Source organism: Geodermatophilus sp. DSM 45219 (genome assembly GCF_900104025.1).
GTDB lineage: Bacteria > Actinomycetota > Actinomycetes > Mycobacteriales > Geodermatophilaceae > Geodermatophilus.
Genome location: NZ_FNIQ01000003.1, coordinates 296,258 through 314,805 on the forward strand (window position 1 = coordinate 296,258; position 18,548 = coordinate 314,805).

Consider the following 18,548-nt stretch of genomic DNA (forward strand, 5'->3'; position numbering starts at 1 on the left):
CGGGGGACACCGCCGTCGGACAGGAGGCTCCCGTGAGCGACCCCCAGGGCAGCGACCGGATCCAGCAGGACGTCCCCACCGCGTCGGGCAGTGGTGACGACAGCAGCACCGGCACCGGCTTCGACGACGTGCCCCTCACCCGTGAGGAGGCCGTCGAGCGCGACGCCGCCCAGCCCGACGACCTGCCGGCGAAGGCGGACAGCGACGTGGCCCGCGCCGAGCGCGGCGGGGCCGGCGGCAGCGTCTGATGCGACGGCGGACCCACCACGACACGAGGAGAGCGACATGAGCGAGCCGCAGCCGGCCGGTGGCGGGACCGGCCCGTCGGAGGACAACCTGGTCGACGGTGTGACCGGCCAGGACCGGTCCGACGGTGGTGAGCGCGACGAGGTCACCCTCACGACCGACGACGACGCCCAGCAGGACGACGCCCCGGTCCAGCCCGGCAACTCCTGACCGGCCCCGCCGCAGGTAGCAGGGCCTCGCCCCTCCCAACCCTCGCGAGCTCGGGCTGAGCCTCCGGGCGAGGCCGGCATGCGAGGCGTGGGGGGAAGGGTGGTCCTTCAGATCCAGCCGTGCCGGCGCGCTGCCTCCACCGCGGCGTGCCGGTTCGGCGCACCCAGCTTGGTCGCCGCGGCCGACAGGTGGTTGCGCACCGTCCCCGGTGACAGGTGGGCGCGCGCGGCGATCTCCTCGACCGGGGCACCTCCGGCCGCCAGCTCCAGGACGTCGGCCTCCCGCGGCGTCAGCGGGCTGTCGCCGGCGCTGATCGCCTCGGCGGCCAGCTCCGGGTCGACGTAGCGCCCGCCCCGGCGCACCGTGCGGACGACGTCGGTGAGCACCGGCGCGCTCACCGTCTTGGGCAGGAACCCGCGCACGCCGGCCTCCAGGGCCCGCTTGAGGTGCCCGGCCCGGCCGTGCCCGGTGACGATCACGATCGCGCAGCCGGGCAGCACCGTGGCCAGCTCCGCGGCGACGGAGATGCCGTCCCGGTCGGGCATCTGCAGGTCCAGGACGGCGACGTCGGGGCGGTGCGCCCGCGCCATCGCCAGCGCCTCGGCCCCGGAGGCGGCCTGGGCCACGACCTCGAGGTCCTCCTCCAGCGCGAGCAGCGCCGCGAGCGCCGAGCGGATGAGGTTCTCGTCGTCGGCCAGCAGCACCCGGATCACGCGGGCACCCCCACGGGGACGGTCGCGGCCAGCACGAACCGGTCGCCGTCCGGGCCCGCCGACAGCCGGCCGCCGGTGGCCGCCAGCCGCTCGGCCAGGCCGGTCAGCCCGTTGCCCCAGGAGCCCGCCGTCCCCCCGGCGCCGTCGTTGGCGACCTGCAGCTCCGCCTCCCCTCCGACGCTGAGCAGCTCGACGCTGCACCAGCTCGCCCGGCTGTGCCGCAGCACGTTGGTCACCGCCTCCCGCACCACCCAGCCCAGCGCGGTCTGCACCGGCTCGGGCAGCGCCACCGCCTGCTCCTCGCCGGTCACCGTGACGGCCACCCCGGCCGCCCGCAGCACCGACCGCGCTCCGGCGAGCTCGCCGGGCAGGTCGGTGCGGCGGTAGCCGCGGACGACGTCGCGGACCTCGCGCAGCGACTCCTCGGCGACCCGGCTGATGTCGGCCAGCTCGTCGGCCGCGCCGTCCCTCCCCCGCCGCACCAGCTCGGCGGCCAGCTGGCTCTTGACCGCGATCGCCGAGAGGTTGCGGCCCATGACGTCGTGCAGGTCGCGGGCGAAGCGCAGCCGCTCCTCGGCGACGGCGAGCTGCGCCTGCACCCCGCGGGTCCGCTCCATCTCCAGGACGACGTCGAGGATCCAGACGCTGAACCGGAAGGCCGAGACGAAGAACCCCACCGCCACGCCGATCGAGGTGGCGATGACGACCGCGGCGAACGGCGGGTTCCCGTCGACCAGCGCCACACCGCCGGCCAGCACACCGGCGACCGCGGCGCCGGCGATCAGCGGCCGGGTGGGGACCGTGACCGACAGCGCCAGCAGCACCGCGGCGCCCAGCACGCCGGCCACCCACGGGCCGGCGGGCGACGGCGCCTCTCCCGTGACGGCCAGCGCCGCTCCGACGGTGACCAGGCCGGAGACGAGGGCGACCAGCAGCGCCTGCCGGTCGGGGCCGGCGGCGCGGTCGCGGAAGCCACGCCGGGTGAGCACGAGGCAGGCCGCCGTCGTCACCACCGAGGAACCGAGCAGCACCAGCGGCTGCCACGCGGAGGCGGTCACCCAGTCCGGCGCCACCGAGAAGAACAGCAGGACCGGGACGAACACCAGCGTCGAGTAGTACGACGAGCGGGTGTAGAGGTCGATGCGCTGCGGGTCGGTGCGGCTGCTCCACCAGCGCGCGACGGTCGGCACGGCCCTCATGCTGCCGTACCGCCCGTCGCGCGCCGGGCGGGTCAGCGCCGCGGGGCCCAGCGGAACCACCGTGCGGTCGCGAAGCCGGCGATCGCGATCCAGGCCAGCAGGGTGCCCAGCGGGCCCAGCGCCGCCCACCACAGGTCGGCGCCGCCGACGAGCTCCCCCTCCGACGTCCGGCCGGACAGGCCCAGCTGCACCAGCTCGACCACCGGGGTGAGCGGCAGCAGCCGGGCGACCGTGGCGAGCGCCTCCGGCAGCGCACTGACCGGGAAGAACAGGCCCGACAGCGCCGTGGCGCCGACGACGACGGGCAGCGTGGTGATCTGCGCGGACTCCGGCGTGCGGGTGAACACGCTGCTCGCGGCGGCCAGCACGACCATGAGGACGGCACCGAGCGCGACGGCCAGCAGCGGCAGGACGACGTCCACGGGGGCGGGGAACAGGCCCAGCACGGCCACGCCGATGGCGACCAGGGTGATCTGGCCGGCGGTGACCAGCAGCGTCGGGACCGCGGTGGCGGCGAGCACCTGCCCGTCGGTGAGCTCACCGGTGCGCATCCGCTGCAGCACGAGGTCCTCGCGGCGGGCGACGTAGGTGGTGACCAGGTTGTAGTAGGTCAGGAAGACCAGGGGAACGCCGGCCGCGGTGACCAGCAGGTCGATCCCGAGCGCGTCGGTGTCCAGACCCATCATCGGGATGGCGGCCACCAGCAGCAGCGGCAGCAGGATCGAGTTGACGACGGCGGTGCGGTTGCGCAGCAGCAGGCGCGCCTCCGCGGCGGCGAGCGAGCCGACGCGGCGCGGCGTCGAGGGGGCGGCGGGGGTGGCAAGCGCGGTCATGACGGTCTCCTCTGGGTTCGGATGGCCCTGCTGCAGGGGCCCGGCCCCGTCCGGGGCACCGCCCCGAGCTTGCGAGGGGTGGGCAGGACGGGGTCCTCGTACGAGTGGTGGGGGGCAGCAGGGTCCTTCAACAGGCGGCGTTGGCGACGGCCAGGAAGGCCTGCTCCAGCGAGGCGGCGCGGGCCTGCAGGCCGCGCAGCACCACGCCGTTCGCGGCGGCCCAGGCGAGCAGCTCGGCGAGCACCGGCTGCAGCGCGCGGGTGTGCCACTCGACCCGCGGGCCAGGGGTCACCACCTCGACGGCGGCCGGGACCGGCGGCTGCGGGGCGCCCGCGTCGAGGGTGAAGCGGATGGTGGCCGGCTGGGTCTCGGCGATCTCCTCGCGGGTTCCGGCCAGCACGACCTGCCCGGCGCGCATGACCGCGATCCGGTCGGCCAGCTCCTCGGCCTCCTCCAGGTGGTGCGTGGTGAGCACGACCGCGGCGCCGTCGTCCACCAGGTCGCGGACCAGCCGCCACACGGTGCGCCGGCTCTCCGGGTCCAGCCCGGTGGTCGGCTCGTCGAGGACGAGCACGCGCGGCCGGCCGAGCAGGGCCAGCGCCAGGTCGAGGCGGCGGCGCTCGCCACCGGAGAGGCTGCGCACCCGGACGCCGGCCCGGCCGGTGAGCTGCACCTGGTCCAGCGCCTCGGCGACCGGGCGCGGTGCGCTGAGGGTGCCGGCCCAGGCCTGCAGGGTCTCGGTGACGGTGAGGTCACCGGGCAGCCCGCTGGACTGCAGCAGCACCCCGAGGTGCCGGCGGACGGCGGCCCGCTCGCGCCGGGGGTCGTGGCCGAGCACGCGCACCGACCCGCCCGACGCCGGGGCCAGGCCCTCGAGCACCTCCAGCGCGGAGGTCTTGCCGGCGCCGTTGACGCCGAGCAGCGCGAGGACCTCCCCGGGCCGGACCTCGAAGGAGATGCCGCGGACGGCGGCGAAGTCGCCGTACCGGCGGTGCAGGTCGACCACCTCGACCGCGGGCGGGACGGGCACCGGCGGGGTGGGTGTGGGGGACCCGGCCGGGGACGGCAGGGCGGGCGCGACGGACGGGTGCACGGCGACCTCCTCGGTGCGCCCGCGGGCCGGGTTCCGGCCGCTCCTCCGGGCGCACCCCCACGCTGCCGCCGTCCCCGCGCCGGCACAGGTGCCGTCCCTCACGACCTGCGGCGCGGGCGCCACGGGTTCCCCGTGACCGGTGTCATGGGGAACCCGTGGGCGGCGGGCTCGGACGGGGCTGCCGATGTGCCCACCCGATCCCTCGTGTGACCGCACTCACGTGGCCGTCTGCCAGCCGACGGTCGTCCCGAGGGGGACCGATGTGGGCCTGTCCGGTACCGGGAGGCTGCCGGTCCGTGTGGGCCCTCCCCACCTCGACTCGCCGAGGTGTGTGCGCACCCGCCGTGTGTGCGGACGGCGCGACGCCCTAGCGTTCCGCGGCATGGCGGACTCAGGGACCCTCGGCGGGCGGCGGGCGCTGGTCACCGGCGGCGCGTCGGGCATCGGCCGGGCGTGCGCGGTGCGGCTGGCGCAGGCCGGTGCGGACGTGGTCGTCGTCGACCGCGACGCCGAGGCGGCGCAGGAGGTGGCGGCGGCGGTCGGCGGGACGGCGGTGACGGCCGACCTCTCCGACCTCGACGCGGTCGGCGCCCTGGACCTCGACGTCGACGTCCTGGTGAACAACGCCGGCCTGCAGCACGTGGCGCCGCTGCACGAGTTCCCGGTGGACCGCTTCTCGCTCATCCTGCGGCTGATGCTGGAGACGCCGTTCCGGCTGGTCCGCGGCGCGCTGCCGCACATGTACGAGCGCGGCTGGGGGCGGGTGGTCAACATCAGCTCGGTCCACGGACTGCGCGCCTCGGCGTACAAGAGCGCCTACGTCACCGCCAAGCACGGCCTCGAGGGGTTGTCGAAGGTGATCGCGCTGGAGGGCGCCCCGCACGGGGTCACCTCCAACTGCGTCAACCCCGCCTACGTGCGCACCCCGCTGGTGGAGAACCAGATCGCCGACCAGGCGCGGGCGCACGGGCTGTCCGAGGACGAGGTGGTCGGGCAGGTGATGCTGGCCCCGGCCGCGATCAAGCGGCTCATCGAGCCCGAGGAGGTCGCCGAGGCGGTGGCCTACCTGTGCTCGCCGGCGGCGACCTCGATCACCGGCAGCTCCCTGGTGATGGACGGCGGGTGGAGCGCCCACTAATGAAGGACCCCCTGCCCCCCACCACTCGCCAGCTCGCGGCGGGGCCCTGCAGGGGGCCGGCACCGGGGTCCGGGCAGCTCGACGGCGCTGACGAGTACTTCGCGCTGCTGCTGGGGGAGGCCGCGGCGATCGAGTTCGAGGGGCCGGTCGTCCGCGCCCGGGCCGCCGGTGCCGACAGCGCCACCGTCGCCGGGCTGGAGCGGGTGAAGCTGCTGGCCCTGCAGGTGCGCGACGCGTTCGCCGCGCGCCGCCGCCGGGAGTCCGAGCTCGCCGCGCTGTTCGACACCGCCGGCGACCTGGCCGCGCTGCGCAGCGTCGACGACGTCCTGACCGCGATCGTGCGCCGGGCCCGGCAGCTGCTGGGCACCGACGTCTCCTACCTGACGCTGCACGACGACGCCCGGGGCGACACCTACATGCGGGTGACGGACGGCTCCGTCTCGGCCCGCTTCCAGGCGCTGCGGCTGCCGATGGGCGCCGGCCTCGGCGGGCTCGTCGCGCAGACCGCCGCCCCCTACGCCACGGCCCGCTACTTCGCCGACCCACGCTTCCAGCACACCGACGAAATCAACGGCGGCGTGGCCGAGGAGGGGCTGGTCGCCATCCTCGGGGTGCCGCTGGTCCGGGGCTCGCGGGTGATCGGCGTACTCTTCGCCGCCGACCGCAGCGAGCGGCTCTTCGACCGCTCCGAGGTGTCGCTGCTGGGCTCGCTGGCCGCGCACGCCGCCATCGCGCTGGACAACGCCCGGCTGCTGGAGGAGACCCGGGCGGCGCTGGAGGAGCTGTCGGCGGCCACCCGCGAGCTGCGCGCCCACTCGACGTCGGTGGAGCGGGCCGCCGGCGCCCACGACCGGTTCATCGACATCGTGCTGCGCGGCGGCGGGGTGGAGGACGTCGCGGCCGCGGTCACCGAGGCGCTCGGCGGGCGGATCACCATCCTCGACGAGCACGGCCGCGGCACGCCGTCCCCCGCGGCGGACGACGACCTGCCCGAGGACCCGGCCGCCGCGCTGGCCCTGGCCCGCTCCACCGGCCGCACCGTGCGCCACGGCAGCTGGTGGACCGCCGCGGTGACCGCCGGCGCGGAGCTGCTCGGCGGCCTGGTGCTGCACCGGGACGACGAGCTGTCCGACGCCGACCAGCGCATCCTCGAGCGCGCCGCCCTGGTCACCGCCCTGCTGCTGCTCATCCGGCGCACCGCCAGCGAGGCCGAGGGCCGGGTGCGCGGCGAGCTGCTGGAGGAGCTGCTCGGCCCGGCGCTGCGCGACCCGGATGGGTTGCGGGAGCGCGCCCGCCGGCTGGGGGCCGACCTCGACCGGCCGCACGCCGTCGTCGTCGCCCTGGTCGAGGAGCGCTCCCGGGGCCGCGCACTGGCGCAGGCCACCCACCTGGCCGCCGTCCGCGGCGGGCTGGCCGGGCTGCACGACGGGCGGGTGGTGCTCTGCCTGCCCGGTCAGGAGCCCGGCGCCGCCGCGGCCCAGGTGTGCCGCGAGCTGACCGCGGCGGTGGGCCGGCCGGTGACCGTGGGCGGCGCCGGCCCGGCGCAGGGGCCGGCGGCCGTCGCCCCCGCGCACGTCGAGGCGCAGCGGTGCGCCTCCACGCTGGTCGCGCTCGGCCGGGCCGGGGAGGCGGCCAGCGCCGGGGAGCTCGGCTTCGTCGGGCTGCTCGTCGGCGAGGGCCGCGACGTCCACGGCTTCGTCACCGCCACGCTCGGCCCGGTGCTGGACTACGACGAGCGGCGCGGCACCGACCTGGTCGGGACGCTGCGCGCCTGGTTCGACGCCGGCGGCTCCCCGGCGCGGGCGGCCGAGGCGCTGAAGGTGCACGTCAACACCGTCACCCAGCGCCTGGACCGGGTCGGCCGGCTGCTCGGCCGCGGGTGGTCGGCACCCGAGCGCGCCCTCGAGGTGCACCTGGCGCTGCGGCTGCACCGGCTCACCGGCCCGGCTGCGGGCTGAGCGGGCCGACGTCCCCGCTTCCTAGCCCGGACCGGTCACCGCGCCCGGTGGGAGCCCGCCGAGATCCCCCATCTGCTTGCCGCACCGGCGACAGACCTTCAGGTCCGGGCCGTGCGACCGTTCGTCGGCGGGGTGCTGCCGCACGTAGGAGTGGACCCCGAGGCGGCACGGGAGGGGCTTGCCGGCCATGCGGCGATGCTCGGCGGCAGTTCGCCCGCACGACACGGCCGGAGGTCCCTGCCGCCTACCCTGGCCGGGTGCACGCCGTCCCCGTCCTCCTGCCGGCGGCCGGGTGGACGGCGCTGGCGCAGGCGCACGCGCAGCGGGCCGACGCGCTGACCGCGGGGCACCGCGCCCGGCGGGCCACCGGCGCCCGGCACCCGGTCGAGGACTTCCTCCACGAGTACTACAGCGCCCGCCCGGCGCAGCTGCGCCGCTGGCACCCGGGCGCCGGGGTGGCGCTCCAGGCCGGCCCGGACGGTCCGGCGCCGCACGCTGCCTGGCGCTGGTACGCCACCGGCGACGACGGCGCGGTGGCGCTGGACCGCGACGCCTACCTGGCCGACCGCGGCGACACCGTGGCCTTCGTCGCCCGGCTGCTCGCGGCGACCGCGTCCCGGCCCGCGCACACCGGCTGCTTCGGCCTGCACGAGTGGGCGATGGTCTACCGGGACGACGAGCACCGGCACCCGCTGCCGTTGCGGCTCGGCCAGGCCGGCACCGACGCGGTCGTGGAGGCCCACCCGATCCGCTGCTCGCACTTCGACGCGTTCCGGTTCTTCACGCCCGCCGCCGTCGGCCGCAACCGGCTGCAGCCCACCCGCGCGACCCAGGTGCAGATGGAGCAGCCGGGCTGCCTGCACGCCACCATGGACCTCTACAAGTGGGCCTACAAGCTCGGCCCCGCCGTCCCCGGCGACCTGCTGCTGGACTGCTTCGTGCTGGCGGCCGACGTCCGCGAGCTGGACATGCGCGCCTCGCCCTACGACCTCCGCGACGCCGGGTACGAGCCGGTGCGCATCGAGACCCCGGAGGGCAGAGCGCAGTACGTCGCCGCCCAGCGGGAGTCCGCCCGCCGGGGCGCTGAGCTGCGGTCCCGCCTGCTCGCCGTGTGCGCCGCCCTCGGGGAGGACTGACCGGGCGCCACCGGTGCCCACCTGGTGCGTCGACCACGTGGGCACCGGCGGCGCCCGACCTCGGCTATCCCTTCACGCAGTCGAAGCTGCTCGCCTCGTCGGGGCTCCCCGTGCCGCTGTACCGCGGGTGGGTCGGGTACTCGCACAGCGGCCGCGTGCGGGTGGCGCCGGGGTTGGTGTCCTGGACGACGGGGTCGGCCGGCGCCGCGCCGGTCGTCACCCAGTGGTCCAGGGCGGTCAGGGAGTCCCAGCCGGCGGCGAACGGCGTGGCGAGATTGGCGTGGTTGGCCCCGGGGACCAGGTAGAAGCGGGCGAACGCGTCGACCTCGCGCTGCCCCATGGTGTCCACCAGGCGCTCGTAGTACTCCACCGTGGCCCGGTGGCTGACCAGCTCGTCCGCCGTCCCGTGCAGCAGCAGGAGCTTCCCGCCCCTCCTCGCGAAGGGCCGCAGGTCGGTGTCGTTCACGTCCTGCAGCGCGGTGAGCTCGGAGATGCGGTCCTGCCAGACGCCCGGTGCCAGCGGGTCCAGGGACAGCGAGTCGTAGCCGGCGTCCCGGGTCACCGCGTACTTGACCCAGGCGTCCCAGAACTGCATGCCGTAGCCGGCGGTCTTCGGCATGGGGGTGGCCGGCGCGGTCGTCCCCAGGCCGAGCAGCGGCGTCGACATGTCCGCGCCGGACAGGTACGGGAAGCCCGGGTAGCCGGTCTCCCCGCTGGCCAGCGGGTAGTCGAACGTGATCGCGCTGGAGACGGCCCGGATCGCGGTGATCTGCGGGTCGGACAGGCAGCCGTCGCCGAGGTCCCGGCCCTCCGGGCAGCGGAGGACGACGGGGTCGAAGTCGCAGGCCGACTCGTCGCCGATGACGCCGTCACGCAGCCCGTCGAGGTCGTCGCAGGCCTCGATGACGGCGTTGTAGAGCAGCACCTGCTGGCCGGGCCGGGGGAACGCGCCCGGCGCGGCGAGCTGACGGGTCATGTGGCCGAAGTACAGGTCCAGGGTGGCGGCGTTGAACGCCGGGTACACGCTGATCACCCCGTCGAAGTCGCGCTCCCAGCGCTGCGCGACGGCGAGCGCCTCCCGGCCGCCGGTGGAGCCGCCCGCGAAGTAGGTCTGCTTCGGCGTGTTCCGGTCGTAGTACCGGCCGATGAGGAACACCGCGGCGTCCCGGGTCTTCTTCAGGGCGTCGCCGGCGAAGTTGCGCAGCGCCTCGTCGTTGGCGAGGAACTCCCCGTAGAGCGAGGCGGTCGGCAGGAACCCGGGGGGCGTCTGGTGCCCGGAGTCGCTGGCGAAGGTCGCGTAACCGCGGCCGAGCGGCCGGGGGGCGTCGTCGGGACCGAAGGGGACGTTCCCGTCGAGCGCCGGGATGGTCCCGTCGTACCCACCCCCGCCGAACATGAGCGCCTTCTGGTTCCACGTGGTGGGCAGCGCCACCTGCATGCGGATGTCCGGGGCGGCGGGGTCCACGGGGTGCAGCGCGGCGCTGACCCTGCAGTGCTCCCCGATCGCGGCGGTGCCGCTCCCGGACGGAGCCACGAGGGAGGCGTCGGTCACCTCCCCGCCGGTCGTCGGCAGGCCGATGACACGAGCGGGGACCTCGACCCCCACGAGCGCCGCGCAACGGGCGGCGGCGTCCGTGGCGCCCGCCGGCGTCGTCCACCCGAGGGAGGCGACGACGGCGAGGGCCACCCCCGTCGCGATCGCCCTGGCTCTGGTCAGGTGCATGGGACTCCTGTCGTTCGACCGTGGCGGCCGGGTGAGGGCGCGGCGGTGGAGTGCACGGCCGGTGGACCCCATCGCCCACCGTGGGCACCGGGTGAGGCAGGTCACACCGTAGGACCGGGACGGAGGGGCTCCCCACGTGGGGGACCTCCACAGTCGCGCCCCCAGGTGTGGCGGCCGGGCCCACGCCCGGAGCCGGCGGACCGGCGGGTCGTACCGTCGTCCGTGTGACCCCCAGCGCCTCCGACCGCCTGCGCACCGACCGCTGGCTGCGCCTGGACGGGACGACGAACACCCGCGACCTCGGCGGGCTGCCCACCGTCGACGGCGGCACGACGGTCCCCGGCCGGGTCCTGCGCAGCGACAACCTGCAGACCCTGAGCGAGTCCGACGTCCGCCGGCTGGTGGACGACGTCGGGCTGCGCGAGGTCGTCGACCTGCGCACCACCGCCGAGGTGCTGCTGGAGGGCCGCGGCCCGCTGCGGGACGTCCCCGAGGTGACCCACCGGCACTTCACCCTGCTCCCCGAGCGCGGGCACCACACCGACGTGTTCGCCGTCGAGGAGGCCGACCTCCCCGAGCTGCCGGCCGACTGGGCCGAGTCGATCCTGCCGCGGCAGGTCGACGAGGGCGACCAGGAGGAGCCGCCGGCGGTGCGCTCCTACCTGGGCTACCTGGCGCACCGTCCGGAGAACGTCGTCGCCGCACTGCGCACCCTGGCCGCCGGAGACGACGGCGCGACGGTCGTGCACTGCGCCGCGGGCAAGGACCGCACCGGCGTGGTGGTGGCCTTCGCGCTCACCGTGGCCGGCGTGCCGGACGAGGAGGTCGTCGCCGACTACGCGCTGACCGCCGAGGTGATCGACGACCTGGTCGCCAAGCTGCGCTCGTCGCCGACGTACGCCGAGGACATGGTCCGCCGCGACGTCGCCAGCCACACGCCGCGGGCGGAGACCATGCGCCGGCTGCTGGAGCTGCTCGCCGAGCGGCACGGCGGGCCCGCCGGCTGGCTCACCACGCACGGCTTCGGCCCCGAGGAGCAGGCCGCCCTCCGCGCGAGACTCCGGGACTAGCACCCGCGGCTACGACTCGTGGCCCCCTTCAGGGTCCCGCGGCGAGCTCGCGAGCCGTGGGGGGAAGGGGGTCCTCTTCTTGTGCCGGTACATCTCCGCGTCGGCGGCGCGGAGCAGGGCGTCGGCGCTGCCGCCCGGCCCGCTGTGGACGGCGGCGCCCACGCTGTTCCCCACGGCGATGCTGTTGCCCTCCAGCCGGAAGGGCTGGTGGAAGCACCCCAGCACCCGGTCGACGACGCGGCCGGCGTCCTCGGGCCGGGCCAGCGCGGGCAGCAGGACGGCGAACTCGTCGCCGCTGAGCCGGCCCACCAGGTCGCCGGGGCGGATCGCGGCCCGCAGCCGGGCGGCGACCTGGCGCAGCAGCTCGTCGCCGGCCGCGTGGCCGAGCGAGTCGTTGACCGCCTTGAACCGGTCCAGGTCGCAGAAGAGGACGCCGACGTGCTGCTCGGGGGCGGTGCCGGCCAGCACCTCGCCGAGCCGGTCGAGGAAGAGCACCCGGTTGGGCAGCCCGGTGAGCGCGTCGTGGGTCGCCTGGTGCCGGACGGTCTCCAGCAGGCGGGCCCGCTGCAGCGCCGTCGCCGCCTGGTCGCCGATGCCGCGCAGGCGGTGCAGCACGTCACCGGCCAGGACGGCGGGGGCGCGACCGGCCGGCCAGCTCGCCGTCGCCACGCCGAGGAAGGTGCGCCCGGCCAGGACGGGGACGGCGACGACGTCGGTGAGCTGCAGCGCCTCCAGCAGCTGGCTCAGCAGCGGGCTGCTGGACTCCGGCCGCAGGAAGCGCGGCTCCCGGTCGGTCAGCATGCCGACCAGCTCCGGGATCTCCTCGGCGCGCATCGACGTCGCGTGCATGATCCGGCGGTTGTCCTCGGTCGGGTCGACCGAGGCCGCGGTGCGCAGGGCGCCCTCGGCCGGGTCCCACAGCAGCACCGCGGCGCTGTCGCAGCCCACCACCCGGGGCAGCGCCTCGGCGACCACCGCGCACACGTCGTCGGCGTCGGTGGCGCCGGCCAGCTCGTGGGCGAGGGTGAGCAACGCCCCGGCGCGGTGGGCCTCCTGCCGGGAGGTCTCCAGCGCCATGAGCAGGTCCAGCGCGGCCGCGGCGTACCCGGCGTAGGCGCCGAGCATCCCGCGCTCGTGACCGAGGCCGCCGTCCCCGGGGCGGTAGACCGCGGCCAGCCGGCCGTGCACCCGCCGGGCCGAGGCGACGTCGACCGAGACGACGTTCGGGCCGGTCTGCGCGCCGGCCAGGAGGTCGGCGGCCAGCGCGCGGACCTGCTGCTGCGGCAGCCCGGCGCTGTGCACCAGCGCCGGCCCGCCCGCGGGGTCGTCGACCGCGAGCACCCAGCCCGGGGCGAGCACGGCCTCCGCTGCCTTCTCCACGATCCGCTGCAGGACGGTGTCGACGTCCTCGCTGGCGACCAGGTCGGCGGCGGCCGACTGCAGGATGCGCAGCTGCTCGCGCAGGGCCAGCAGCTCGGGGGCGTCGTCGTCCCGGCGGCGGCCGCCCAGCCGGCGGCGGCGCTCCCACGTCAGGTGGTAGATGCAGACCGGGTGGCCGTCGGACTCGCACTCGGTGTGCAGGAGCTCGGCGGGCGGCAGGCCGAAGATCGTCGGCACCATCCCGATCAGGCCCTGCGCGTACTCGCAGTCCAGCCGGGAGTGCCGGTAGCCCTCGCGCAGCCGGTAGCTGAGCGTGGCGTGGGTGGCGCCGGCCTGCAGGACGCGCATCGTCGAGGTGGTCGAGAACTTGGCGACCGCCCGCGGGAGCTGGCGGTAGACCTGGCGCGGTGAGCCCATCGCGCGGACGAGCAGCACCAGCGCGGGCGTGAGCCCCAGCCCCAGGGCCTCGCTGCCGACCCGGAACATGGTCCGCGAGTCACCGAGCACCTCGGTCGCGGCGGTGAACAGCCGGATCCGGGTGTCGTAGCTGGTCCAGCGGGACGGCAGCTCGAGCTCCCCGGCGGTGAACGGGACGCCGGCGCGACGCAGCACCTCGGCGACCGCGTCGTCCCCACCCTGCCGGCGCACGTGGTTCAGCAGCAGGCCGGTGGTGGCGCCGGACGTCTCGCGGGCCTCGGTCGCCGCGGGACCGCTCACCGCCGGCCACCCGTGTCGCTCACGCCCGCTCCATCGGCAGCGCGGGTACGGGCCTTGAGCCCTGCCACCCCATGGAGGGACGCCAGCACGGAAGTGACACAAATACCCGGGGGGGGTATGGTGTCGTCCGCCGGGAGAGCCACCCGGCGGACGACGCGAGGAGGCGACTGCCATGACGACGCACGACCACCGTCCCGCGCCGGGACCGCACCAGGACCACGGCGCGACCCACGGCCCCGGGCCGGCCTCCTGGGGCGTGGCGGCGAGCGCGACACTGCACTGCCTCACCGGCTGCGCCATCGGCGAGGTGCTCGGCATGGTCATCGGCACGTCCGTCGGCCTGTCCGAATGGGCCACGGTCGCGCTCGCGGTCGCCCTGGCCTTCGTCTTCGGCTACGCACTGACGATGCGGGGCGTGCTGCGCGCCGGCCTGCCCTTCCGGCGCGCCCTGCGGGTGGCCCTGGCGGCCGACACCATCTCCATCGCCGTCATGGAGGTCGTCGACAACGCGGTGATGCTCTCGGTCCCGGGCGCCATGGAGGCCGGCATCTCCGGCGCCGTGTTCTGGCTCGCGCTCGCCGGGGCGCTCGCGGTCGCGTTCGTGGTGACGCTGCCGGTCAACCGCTGGATGATCAGCCGCGGTCGCGGCCACGCCGTCGTCCACGGCCTGCACTGAGGAAGGACCCCGTCCTCCCCACTCTTCGCAGGCTCAGGACGGGGCCCGGGACGGGGCCGCTCCAGTACGTCACCAGGCTCGGCCTGGGCCCCTGACAGCGGCGTGCTGATCGGTCGACGGTTCGTGCCCTCGCGGCGGTGAGATGACCGACCTCCCACGTCCGGCCGCTGCCACCCACCGACCGCCGTCCGCGCCGCCCATCCCGGGCCCTGGCGTCACGAGTCGCCCTCGCCCGCGCTCACCGTGCGGTCCGGCCCGCTCGTGCTCTGCCCACCCTGGTGGGCAGAGCACGAGCGTCCCGGGGGACCTCAGGGCGGTCCGCCGGCTGTTCGCGCCCGGTGCCGGCTCGACCGAGGACCGCAGAGCACCGTCAGCGCCGACACCGGGGTCGGCTCGACGAACGAGAGAACCGCTGTGAGAGGTGGCCGTTCCCGTGCGTCGCCGGGGCCGGACAGCAGACGACCCCGGTCTCCTGCCGAGGAGGCCGGGGTCGTGCGTCGTCCGCGGACGGCTCTAGCGGCCGTTCGCCATCGTCAGCAGCTCGTCGCGCATCGCCGGGCTGCTGGTGCGCGCGAGGGCGCGGTCGAGCGCCCGTCGCGTCCGCGCCGCCTGCCGACGCTGCCGCCAGCTGGAGGTCACGCTGCTCATCTGTGTCGCCTTCTTCCGGTCACGTGGGGGGCCTGCACCCAGAGCAATGCAGGTGCTACCAAAGATATTCCGAAGAAAGCCAGGCGAGCTTCAGGACACGGCGACGATCCCTCACCCGCGAGGGTGAGGCCGCACTCACTCCATGCCGAGCTCCCGGCGGGCCGCGGCCCGGGCGGCCTGCGGGTCGTCGGTCGCCAGCGCCGCCTCGGCGGCCCGCCGGCAGGCGTCGGTGTCGACGACGGCCAGCCGCGCGCCGACCCCGGCGATCGAGGACGCGGCGCAGGACAGCGACGTGACCCCGAGGCCGACCAGGACGCAGGCCAGCAGCGGGTCGGCGGCGGCCTCCCCGCACACGCCGACCGACCTGCCGGCGCGGCGACCGGCCTCGGCGGTGACCTGCACCAGCGCCAGCAGGGCCGGCTGCCACGGGTCGGTGAGGTCGGCGAGCTCGGCCGACAGCCGGTCGGCGGCCAGCGTGTACTGCGAGAGGTCGTTGGTGCCGATCGACAGGAAGTCGACGTGCCGCAGCAGCCGGTCGGCCATCAGCGCCGCCGAGGGCACCTCGATCATCACGCCGGGGGTGAGACCGCGGGCACGCACGCGCGCGGCGAAGTCCGCCGCCTCGGCCACGGTGGCGACCATCGGCGCCATCACCCAGGGCTCGGCGCCGGCCCGCCGGGCGCCCTCGGCGATCGCGTCCAGCTGGCGCTCCAGCAGGCCGGGGTCGCGCCGGGCGACCCGGAGGCCGCGGACGCCCAGTGCCGGGTTCTCCTCGTCGGGCATGGTGGCGAAGGCCAGCGGCTTGTCCGACCCGGCGTCCAGCGTGCGGACGACGACCCGCTGGCCGGGGAACGCCTCGAACACCGCGGCGTAGCCCGCCGCCTGCTCCTCCACCGACGGCTCCTCGGCCCGGCTGAGGAACGACAGCTCCGTGCGCAGCAGCCCGACCCCCTCGGCGTGCGCGGCGGCCGCGGCCCGGGCCCCGGCGCCGTCCTGCACGTTGGCCAGCACCTTCACCTCGAGCCCGTCGCGGGTGCGGCCCGGGCCGCGGTAGCCGGCCAGCGCCGCGGCGGCGGCCAGCGAGGCCTCGACCCGGGCCCGCGCCTCCCCGGGGTCCGGGTCGACGGTCACCGTGCCGAGCTCGCCGTCGAGCAGCACGGTCGCGCCCTCCGGGACGTCGTCCAGACCGCCGACGGCCACCACGCAGGGCAGGCCGAGCTGGCGGGCGATGATCGCGGTGTGGCTGGTGGTGCCGCCCAGCCGGGTGGCCAGGCCGGTGATCCGCCTCGGGTCCAGGCCGGCGGTGTCGGCCGGCGCGAGGTCGTCGGCCAGCAGGACCGAGGGCTCCTGCGGGCTGGGCACGCCGGGCTCCCCCTGCCCGGTGAGCTGGGCGACGATCCGGTCGCGCACGTCGCGGACGTCGGTCACCCGCTCGGCCATGAGCCCGCCCAGGCTGGTGAACAGGTCGACGAACTGCTGGGCCGCCTGCACGGTGGCGACGGCGGCCGGCGTGCCGCCGTCGATCCGCTGCTCGACCGCCGAGAGCAGGCCGCGGTCGCGGGCCAGGCCCGCGGTGGTGGCGAGCACCTCCGCGCTCACCCCGGTCGCCGCGCCGGCCCGCTCGGTCAGCCGGTCGGCGACCACGCCGGCCGCCGCGACGAACCGCTCCTTCTCCCCCGCGCGCTGCTCCTCGGCGACGACCGCGCCGTCGTCGGTGGGCAGTGCCACCGCGCCCGAGGGGCGGACGACCGGACCCCACGCCACCCCGGGGACGACGGGCGTCCCGGGCAGCACCACCGGGCCTCCCGCGGTCGGCAGGTCGGCGGTTCCGGGAGCGTGGGTGGTCATGGCTACCTCGCACGGTGTGGGTGGTCCGGGCCGGTGGGACGCTGGCATGGGGCTATGACCAGAGTCACGAAAAGGTGTTGACTTGTCAACGCATCGGAAGTAGAACCACAGCATCACAACCCAAAGCCCACACATCCGGGCATGCAGGGAGGAGGTGGTGCGGTGTACGCCGAAGAGCGTCAGCAGACGATCGCCGGGCTGGTCGCCGACCGCGGCCGGGTCTCGGTGACCGCTCTCGCCGAGGAGTTCGGGGTCACCACCGAGACCGTCCGCCGCGACCTGGCCCTCCTGGAGCGCGCCGGGATGCTGCGCCGCGTGCACGGCGGCGCGGTCCCCGCCGGCGCGCTCGCCTACGTCGAGACGGCCCTCGCCGAACGGCACGGCACCCGCAGCGAGCAGAAGCGCAAGATCGCCGCCGCTGCGCTCGACCTGCTGCCCGGCAACGACGGCAGCCTGCTGCTCGACGGCGGCAGCTCCACCGCCGCCCTCGCCGACGCGCTGCCCGGTGACCGCCGGCTGCTGGTCGCCACCCACTCGGTGCCCCTCGCGGCCCGGCTGGCCGCCGCCCCCGGCGTCGACCTGCACGTCCTGGGCGGGCGGGTCCGCGGGATCACCCAGTGCGCGGTCGGTGAGCGGACCGTGGCCACGCTGGCCGACCTGCGGGCCGACGTCGCCTTCCTCGGCACCAACGGCCTGACCCCCGACCACGGGTTCACCACGCCCGACGAGGCGGAGGCCTCGGTGAAGCGGGCGATGATCCGTGCCGGGCAGAAGGTGGTCGTGCTCGCCGACAGCAGCAAGTTCGGCCGCGAGCACCTGGTCCGCTTCGCGACGCCGGCCGACGTCGACGTCGTGGTCACCGACGCCGAGGCCGCGCCGGCCGACCTCGCCCGTCTCGAGGACGCCGGGATCGAGGTCGTGGTCGCATGACGAGCGTCGTCACCCTCACCGCCAACCCCAGCCTGGACCGGACGCTGTCCCTGCCCGGCCCGCTGACCCGCGGCGGCGTCGCCCGCCTGGCGCCGAGCTCCACCGAGCCCGGCGGCAAGGGCGTCAACGTCGCCCGGGCGGTCGCCGCGGCCGGCGGGGACGTCGTCACCGTGCTGCCGGCGGACGACGACGACCCGATCGTGCGGGCCCTGCGCGAGCTGGCCCTGCCGATGACCACCGTGCCGGTCGCCGCGCCGGTGCGCACCAACTACACGCTGGCCGAGCCCGACGGCACCACGACCAAGCTCAACGAGCCCGGCGCCCCGCTGGACGCCGCCGCACGCGGCGCCCTGCGTGCCGCCCTGCACGAGCACGCCGACGGCGCCCGCTGGGTGGTGCTGTCGGGTTCGCTGCCGCCGGGCACCCCGGTCGACTGGTACGCCGAGCTGGTGCGCGCGCTGCGCGACACCGGCGCGAAGGTCGCCGTCGACACCTCCGAGGCGCCCCTGCTGGCCCTGCTGGCCGCCGGCCCCGACGCCGCGCCCGACCTGCTGAAGCCCAACTCCGAGGAGCTCGCCCAGCTCTCCGGCGTGCCCGAGGCCCACCTGACCGCCAACCGCGCCACCGCGCTGGCCGCCGTCGACACGCTGCACGCGCGCGGCGTGGCCGAGGTGCTGCTGACCCTCGGCGGGGACGGCGCGCTGCTGTCCTGCGGCGAGGGCGTGTGGGCCGCGACCCCGCCGCGGATCGCCGTCCGCAGCACCGTCGGCGCCGGCGACTGCAGCCTGGCCGGGCACCTGCTCGCCGACCTCGCCGGGGGCGGGCCGGCCGAGCGGCTGCGCAGCGCGGTCGCCTACGGCGCGGCCAGCGCCTCCCTGCCGGGTTCCGCCGTCCCCACGCCCGGGCAGGTGGCCGCCCTCGACGTCGAGGTCGCCACCGTCCGGACCGAGGGCCTGCCCAGCACCGCCACCGCACCGCCCCCTGTACCGCGCACCACCGTCCCGGCCGCCGGCCGCGACGTCTGACGCAT

General features: G+C 76.3%; 17 protein-coding genes. 9 read left to right on the forward strand and 8 right to left on the reverse strand.

Features of this window, described 5'->3' with window-relative positions; translation table 11 throughout:
* Positions 1 to 32 precede the first annotated feature (32 nt).
* The gene (locus BLR12_RS10490) at positions 33 to 248 is read left to right on the forward strand and encodes a hypothetical protein (protein WP_091377313.1); all 216 of its coding nucleotides are present in this window, start codon (positions 33 to 35) and stop codon (positions 246 to 248) included.
* A 37-nt stretch (positions 249 to 285) separates the two neighbouring features.
* On the forward strand, positions 286 to 456 hold the full coding sequence (locus BLR12_RS24495; protein WP_176832462.1) for a hypothetical protein: 171 nt from the start codon (positions 286 to 288) through the stop codon (positions 454 to 456).
* Between the two features lie 107 nt (positions 457 to 563).
* On the opposite strand, the gene BLR12_RS10495 is transcribed toward BLR12_RS24495, so the two are convergent.
* The 4 genes from BLR12_RS10495 to BLR12_RS10510 form a co-directional block, all read right to left on the reverse strand.
* Complete coding sequence (locus BLR12_RS10495) at positions 564 to 1,169, reverse strand: response regulator transcription factor (RefSeq protein ID WP_091377316.1); 606 nt, start codon at positions 1,167 to 1,169, stop codon at positions 564 to 566.
* Entirely contained in the window at positions 1,166 to 2,359 is a 1,194-nt protein-coding gene (locus tag BLR12_RS10500) for a sensor histidine kinase (protein ID WP_176832463.1), read from the reverse strand. Before BLR12_RS10500 ends, BLR12_RS10495 begins: the two co-directional genes overlap by 4 nt.
* A gap of 41 nt (positions 2,360 to 2,400) precedes the next feature.
* Positions 2,401 to 3,201, reverse strand: a complete 801-nt coding sequence (locus tag BLR12_RS10505) for an ABC transporter permease (protein ID WP_091377322.1) — start codon at positions 3,199 to 3,201, stop codon at positions 2,401 to 2,403.
* Between the two features lie 127 nt (positions 3,202 to 3,328).
* On the reverse strand, positions 3,329 to 4,294 hold the full coding sequence (locus tag BLR12_RS10510; RefSeq protein ID WP_091377324.1) for an ABC transporter ATP-binding protein: 966 nt from the start codon (positions 4,292 to 4,294) through the stop codon (positions 3,329 to 3,331).
* Between the two features lie 382 nt (positions 4,295 to 4,676).
* On the opposite strand from BLR12_RS10510, the gene BLR12_RS10520 reads away from it, so the two are divergent.
* The 3 genes from BLR12_RS10520 to BLR12_RS10530 all read left to right on the forward strand — a co-directional run bounded on the left by BLR12_RS10520 (position 4,677) and on the right by BLR12_RS10530 (position 8,526).
* Complete coding sequence (locus tag BLR12_RS10520) at positions 4,677 to 5,432, forward strand: 3-hydroxybutyrate dehydrogenase (RefSeq protein WP_091377331.1); 756 nt, start codon at positions 4,677 to 4,679, stop codon at positions 5,430 to 5,432.
* Entirely contained in the window at positions 5,432 to 7,390 is a 1,959-nt protein-coding gene (locus BLR12_RS10525) for a helix-turn-helix domain-containing protein (protein WP_255363416.1), read from the forward strand. Before BLR12_RS10520 ends, BLR12_RS10525 begins: the two co-directional genes overlap by 1 nt.
* A gap of 257 nt (positions 7,391 to 7,647) precedes the next feature.
* Positions 7,648 to 8,526 (forward strand): 3-methyladenine DNA glycosylase, encoded by an 879-nt coding sequence (locus tag BLR12_RS10530; protein ID WP_091377335.1) that lies wholly within the window; start codon positions 7,648 to 7,650, stop codon positions 8,524 to 8,526.
* 64 nt (positions 8,527 to 8,590) lie between these two features.
* Here the strand turns inward: BLR12_RS10530 and BLR12_RS10535 are convergent, their stop codons facing one another.
* Positions 8,591 to 10,249 (reverse strand): tannase/feruloyl esterase family alpha/beta hydrolase, encoded by a 1,659-nt coding sequence (locus tag BLR12_RS10535; protein WP_091377338.1) that lies wholly within the window; start codon positions 10,247 to 10,249, stop codon positions 8,591 to 8,593.
* Positions 10,250 to 10,473: 224 nt separating this feature from the next.
* On the opposite strand from BLR12_RS10535, the gene BLR12_RS10540 reads away from it, so the two are divergent.
* Positions 10,474 to 11,319, forward strand: coding sequence for a tyrosine-protein phosphatase (locus BLR12_RS10540; RefSeq protein ID WP_091377342.1), 846 nt, complete (start codon positions 10,474 to 10,476; stop codon positions 11,317 to 11,319).
* 9 nt (positions 11,320 to 11,328) lie between these two features.
* Here the strand turns inward: BLR12_RS10540 and BLR12_RS25530 are convergent, their stop codons facing one another.
* Positions 11,329 to 13,416: a GGDEF domain-containing protein gene (locus BLR12_RS25530; RefSeq protein WP_091377344.1), complete on the reverse strand. Its 2,088-nt coding sequence runs from the start codon at positions 13,414 to 13,416 to the stop codon at positions 11,329 to 11,331.
* Positions 13,417 to 13,588: 172 nt separating this feature from the next.
* Between BLR12_RS25530 and BLR12_RS10550 the strand changes: the two genes are divergently transcribed.
* Complete coding sequence (locus tag BLR12_RS10550) at positions 13,589 to 14,092, forward strand: DUF4396 domain-containing protein (RefSeq protein WP_091377347.1); 504 nt, start codon at positions 13,589 to 13,591, stop codon at positions 14,090 to 14,092.
* A 513-nt stretch (positions 14,093 to 14,605) separates the two neighbouring features.
* Here BLR12_RS10550 and BLR12_RS25200 read toward each other — a convergent pair.
* Together BLR12_RS25200 and BLR12_RS10555 are read right to left on the reverse strand one after the other, a co-directional pair.
* Positions 14,606 to 14,740 (reverse strand): hypothetical protein, encoded by a 135-nt coding sequence (locus BLR12_RS25200; RefSeq protein ID WP_255363417.1) that lies wholly within the window; start codon positions 14,738 to 14,740, stop codon positions 14,606 to 14,608.
* Between the two features lie 135 nt (positions 14,741 to 14,875).
* Entirely contained in the window at positions 14,876 to 16,588 is a 1,713-nt protein-coding gene (locus BLR12_RS10555) for a phosphoenolpyruvate--protein phosphotransferase (RefSeq protein ID WP_091377349.1), read from the reverse strand.
* A gap of 162 nt (positions 16,589 to 16,750) precedes the next feature.
* On the opposite strand from BLR12_RS10555, the gene BLR12_RS10560 reads away from it, so the two are divergent.
* Both BLR12_RS10560 and BLR12_RS10565 read left to right on the forward strand, forming a co-directional pair.
* Positions 16,751 to 17,518, forward strand: a complete 768-nt coding sequence (locus BLR12_RS10560) for a DeoR/GlpR family DNA-binding transcription regulator (protein WP_091377352.1) — start codon at positions 16,751 to 16,753, stop codon at positions 17,516 to 17,518.
* Positions 17,515 to 18,543: a 1-phosphofructokinase family hexose kinase gene (locus tag BLR12_RS10565; RefSeq protein WP_091377356.1), complete on the forward strand. Its 1,029-nt coding sequence runs from the start codon at positions 17,515 to 17,517 to the stop codon at positions 18,541 to 18,543. Before BLR12_RS10560 ends, BLR12_RS10565 begins: the two co-directional genes overlap by 4 nt.
* Positions 18,544 to 18,548 lie beyond the last annotated feature (5 nt).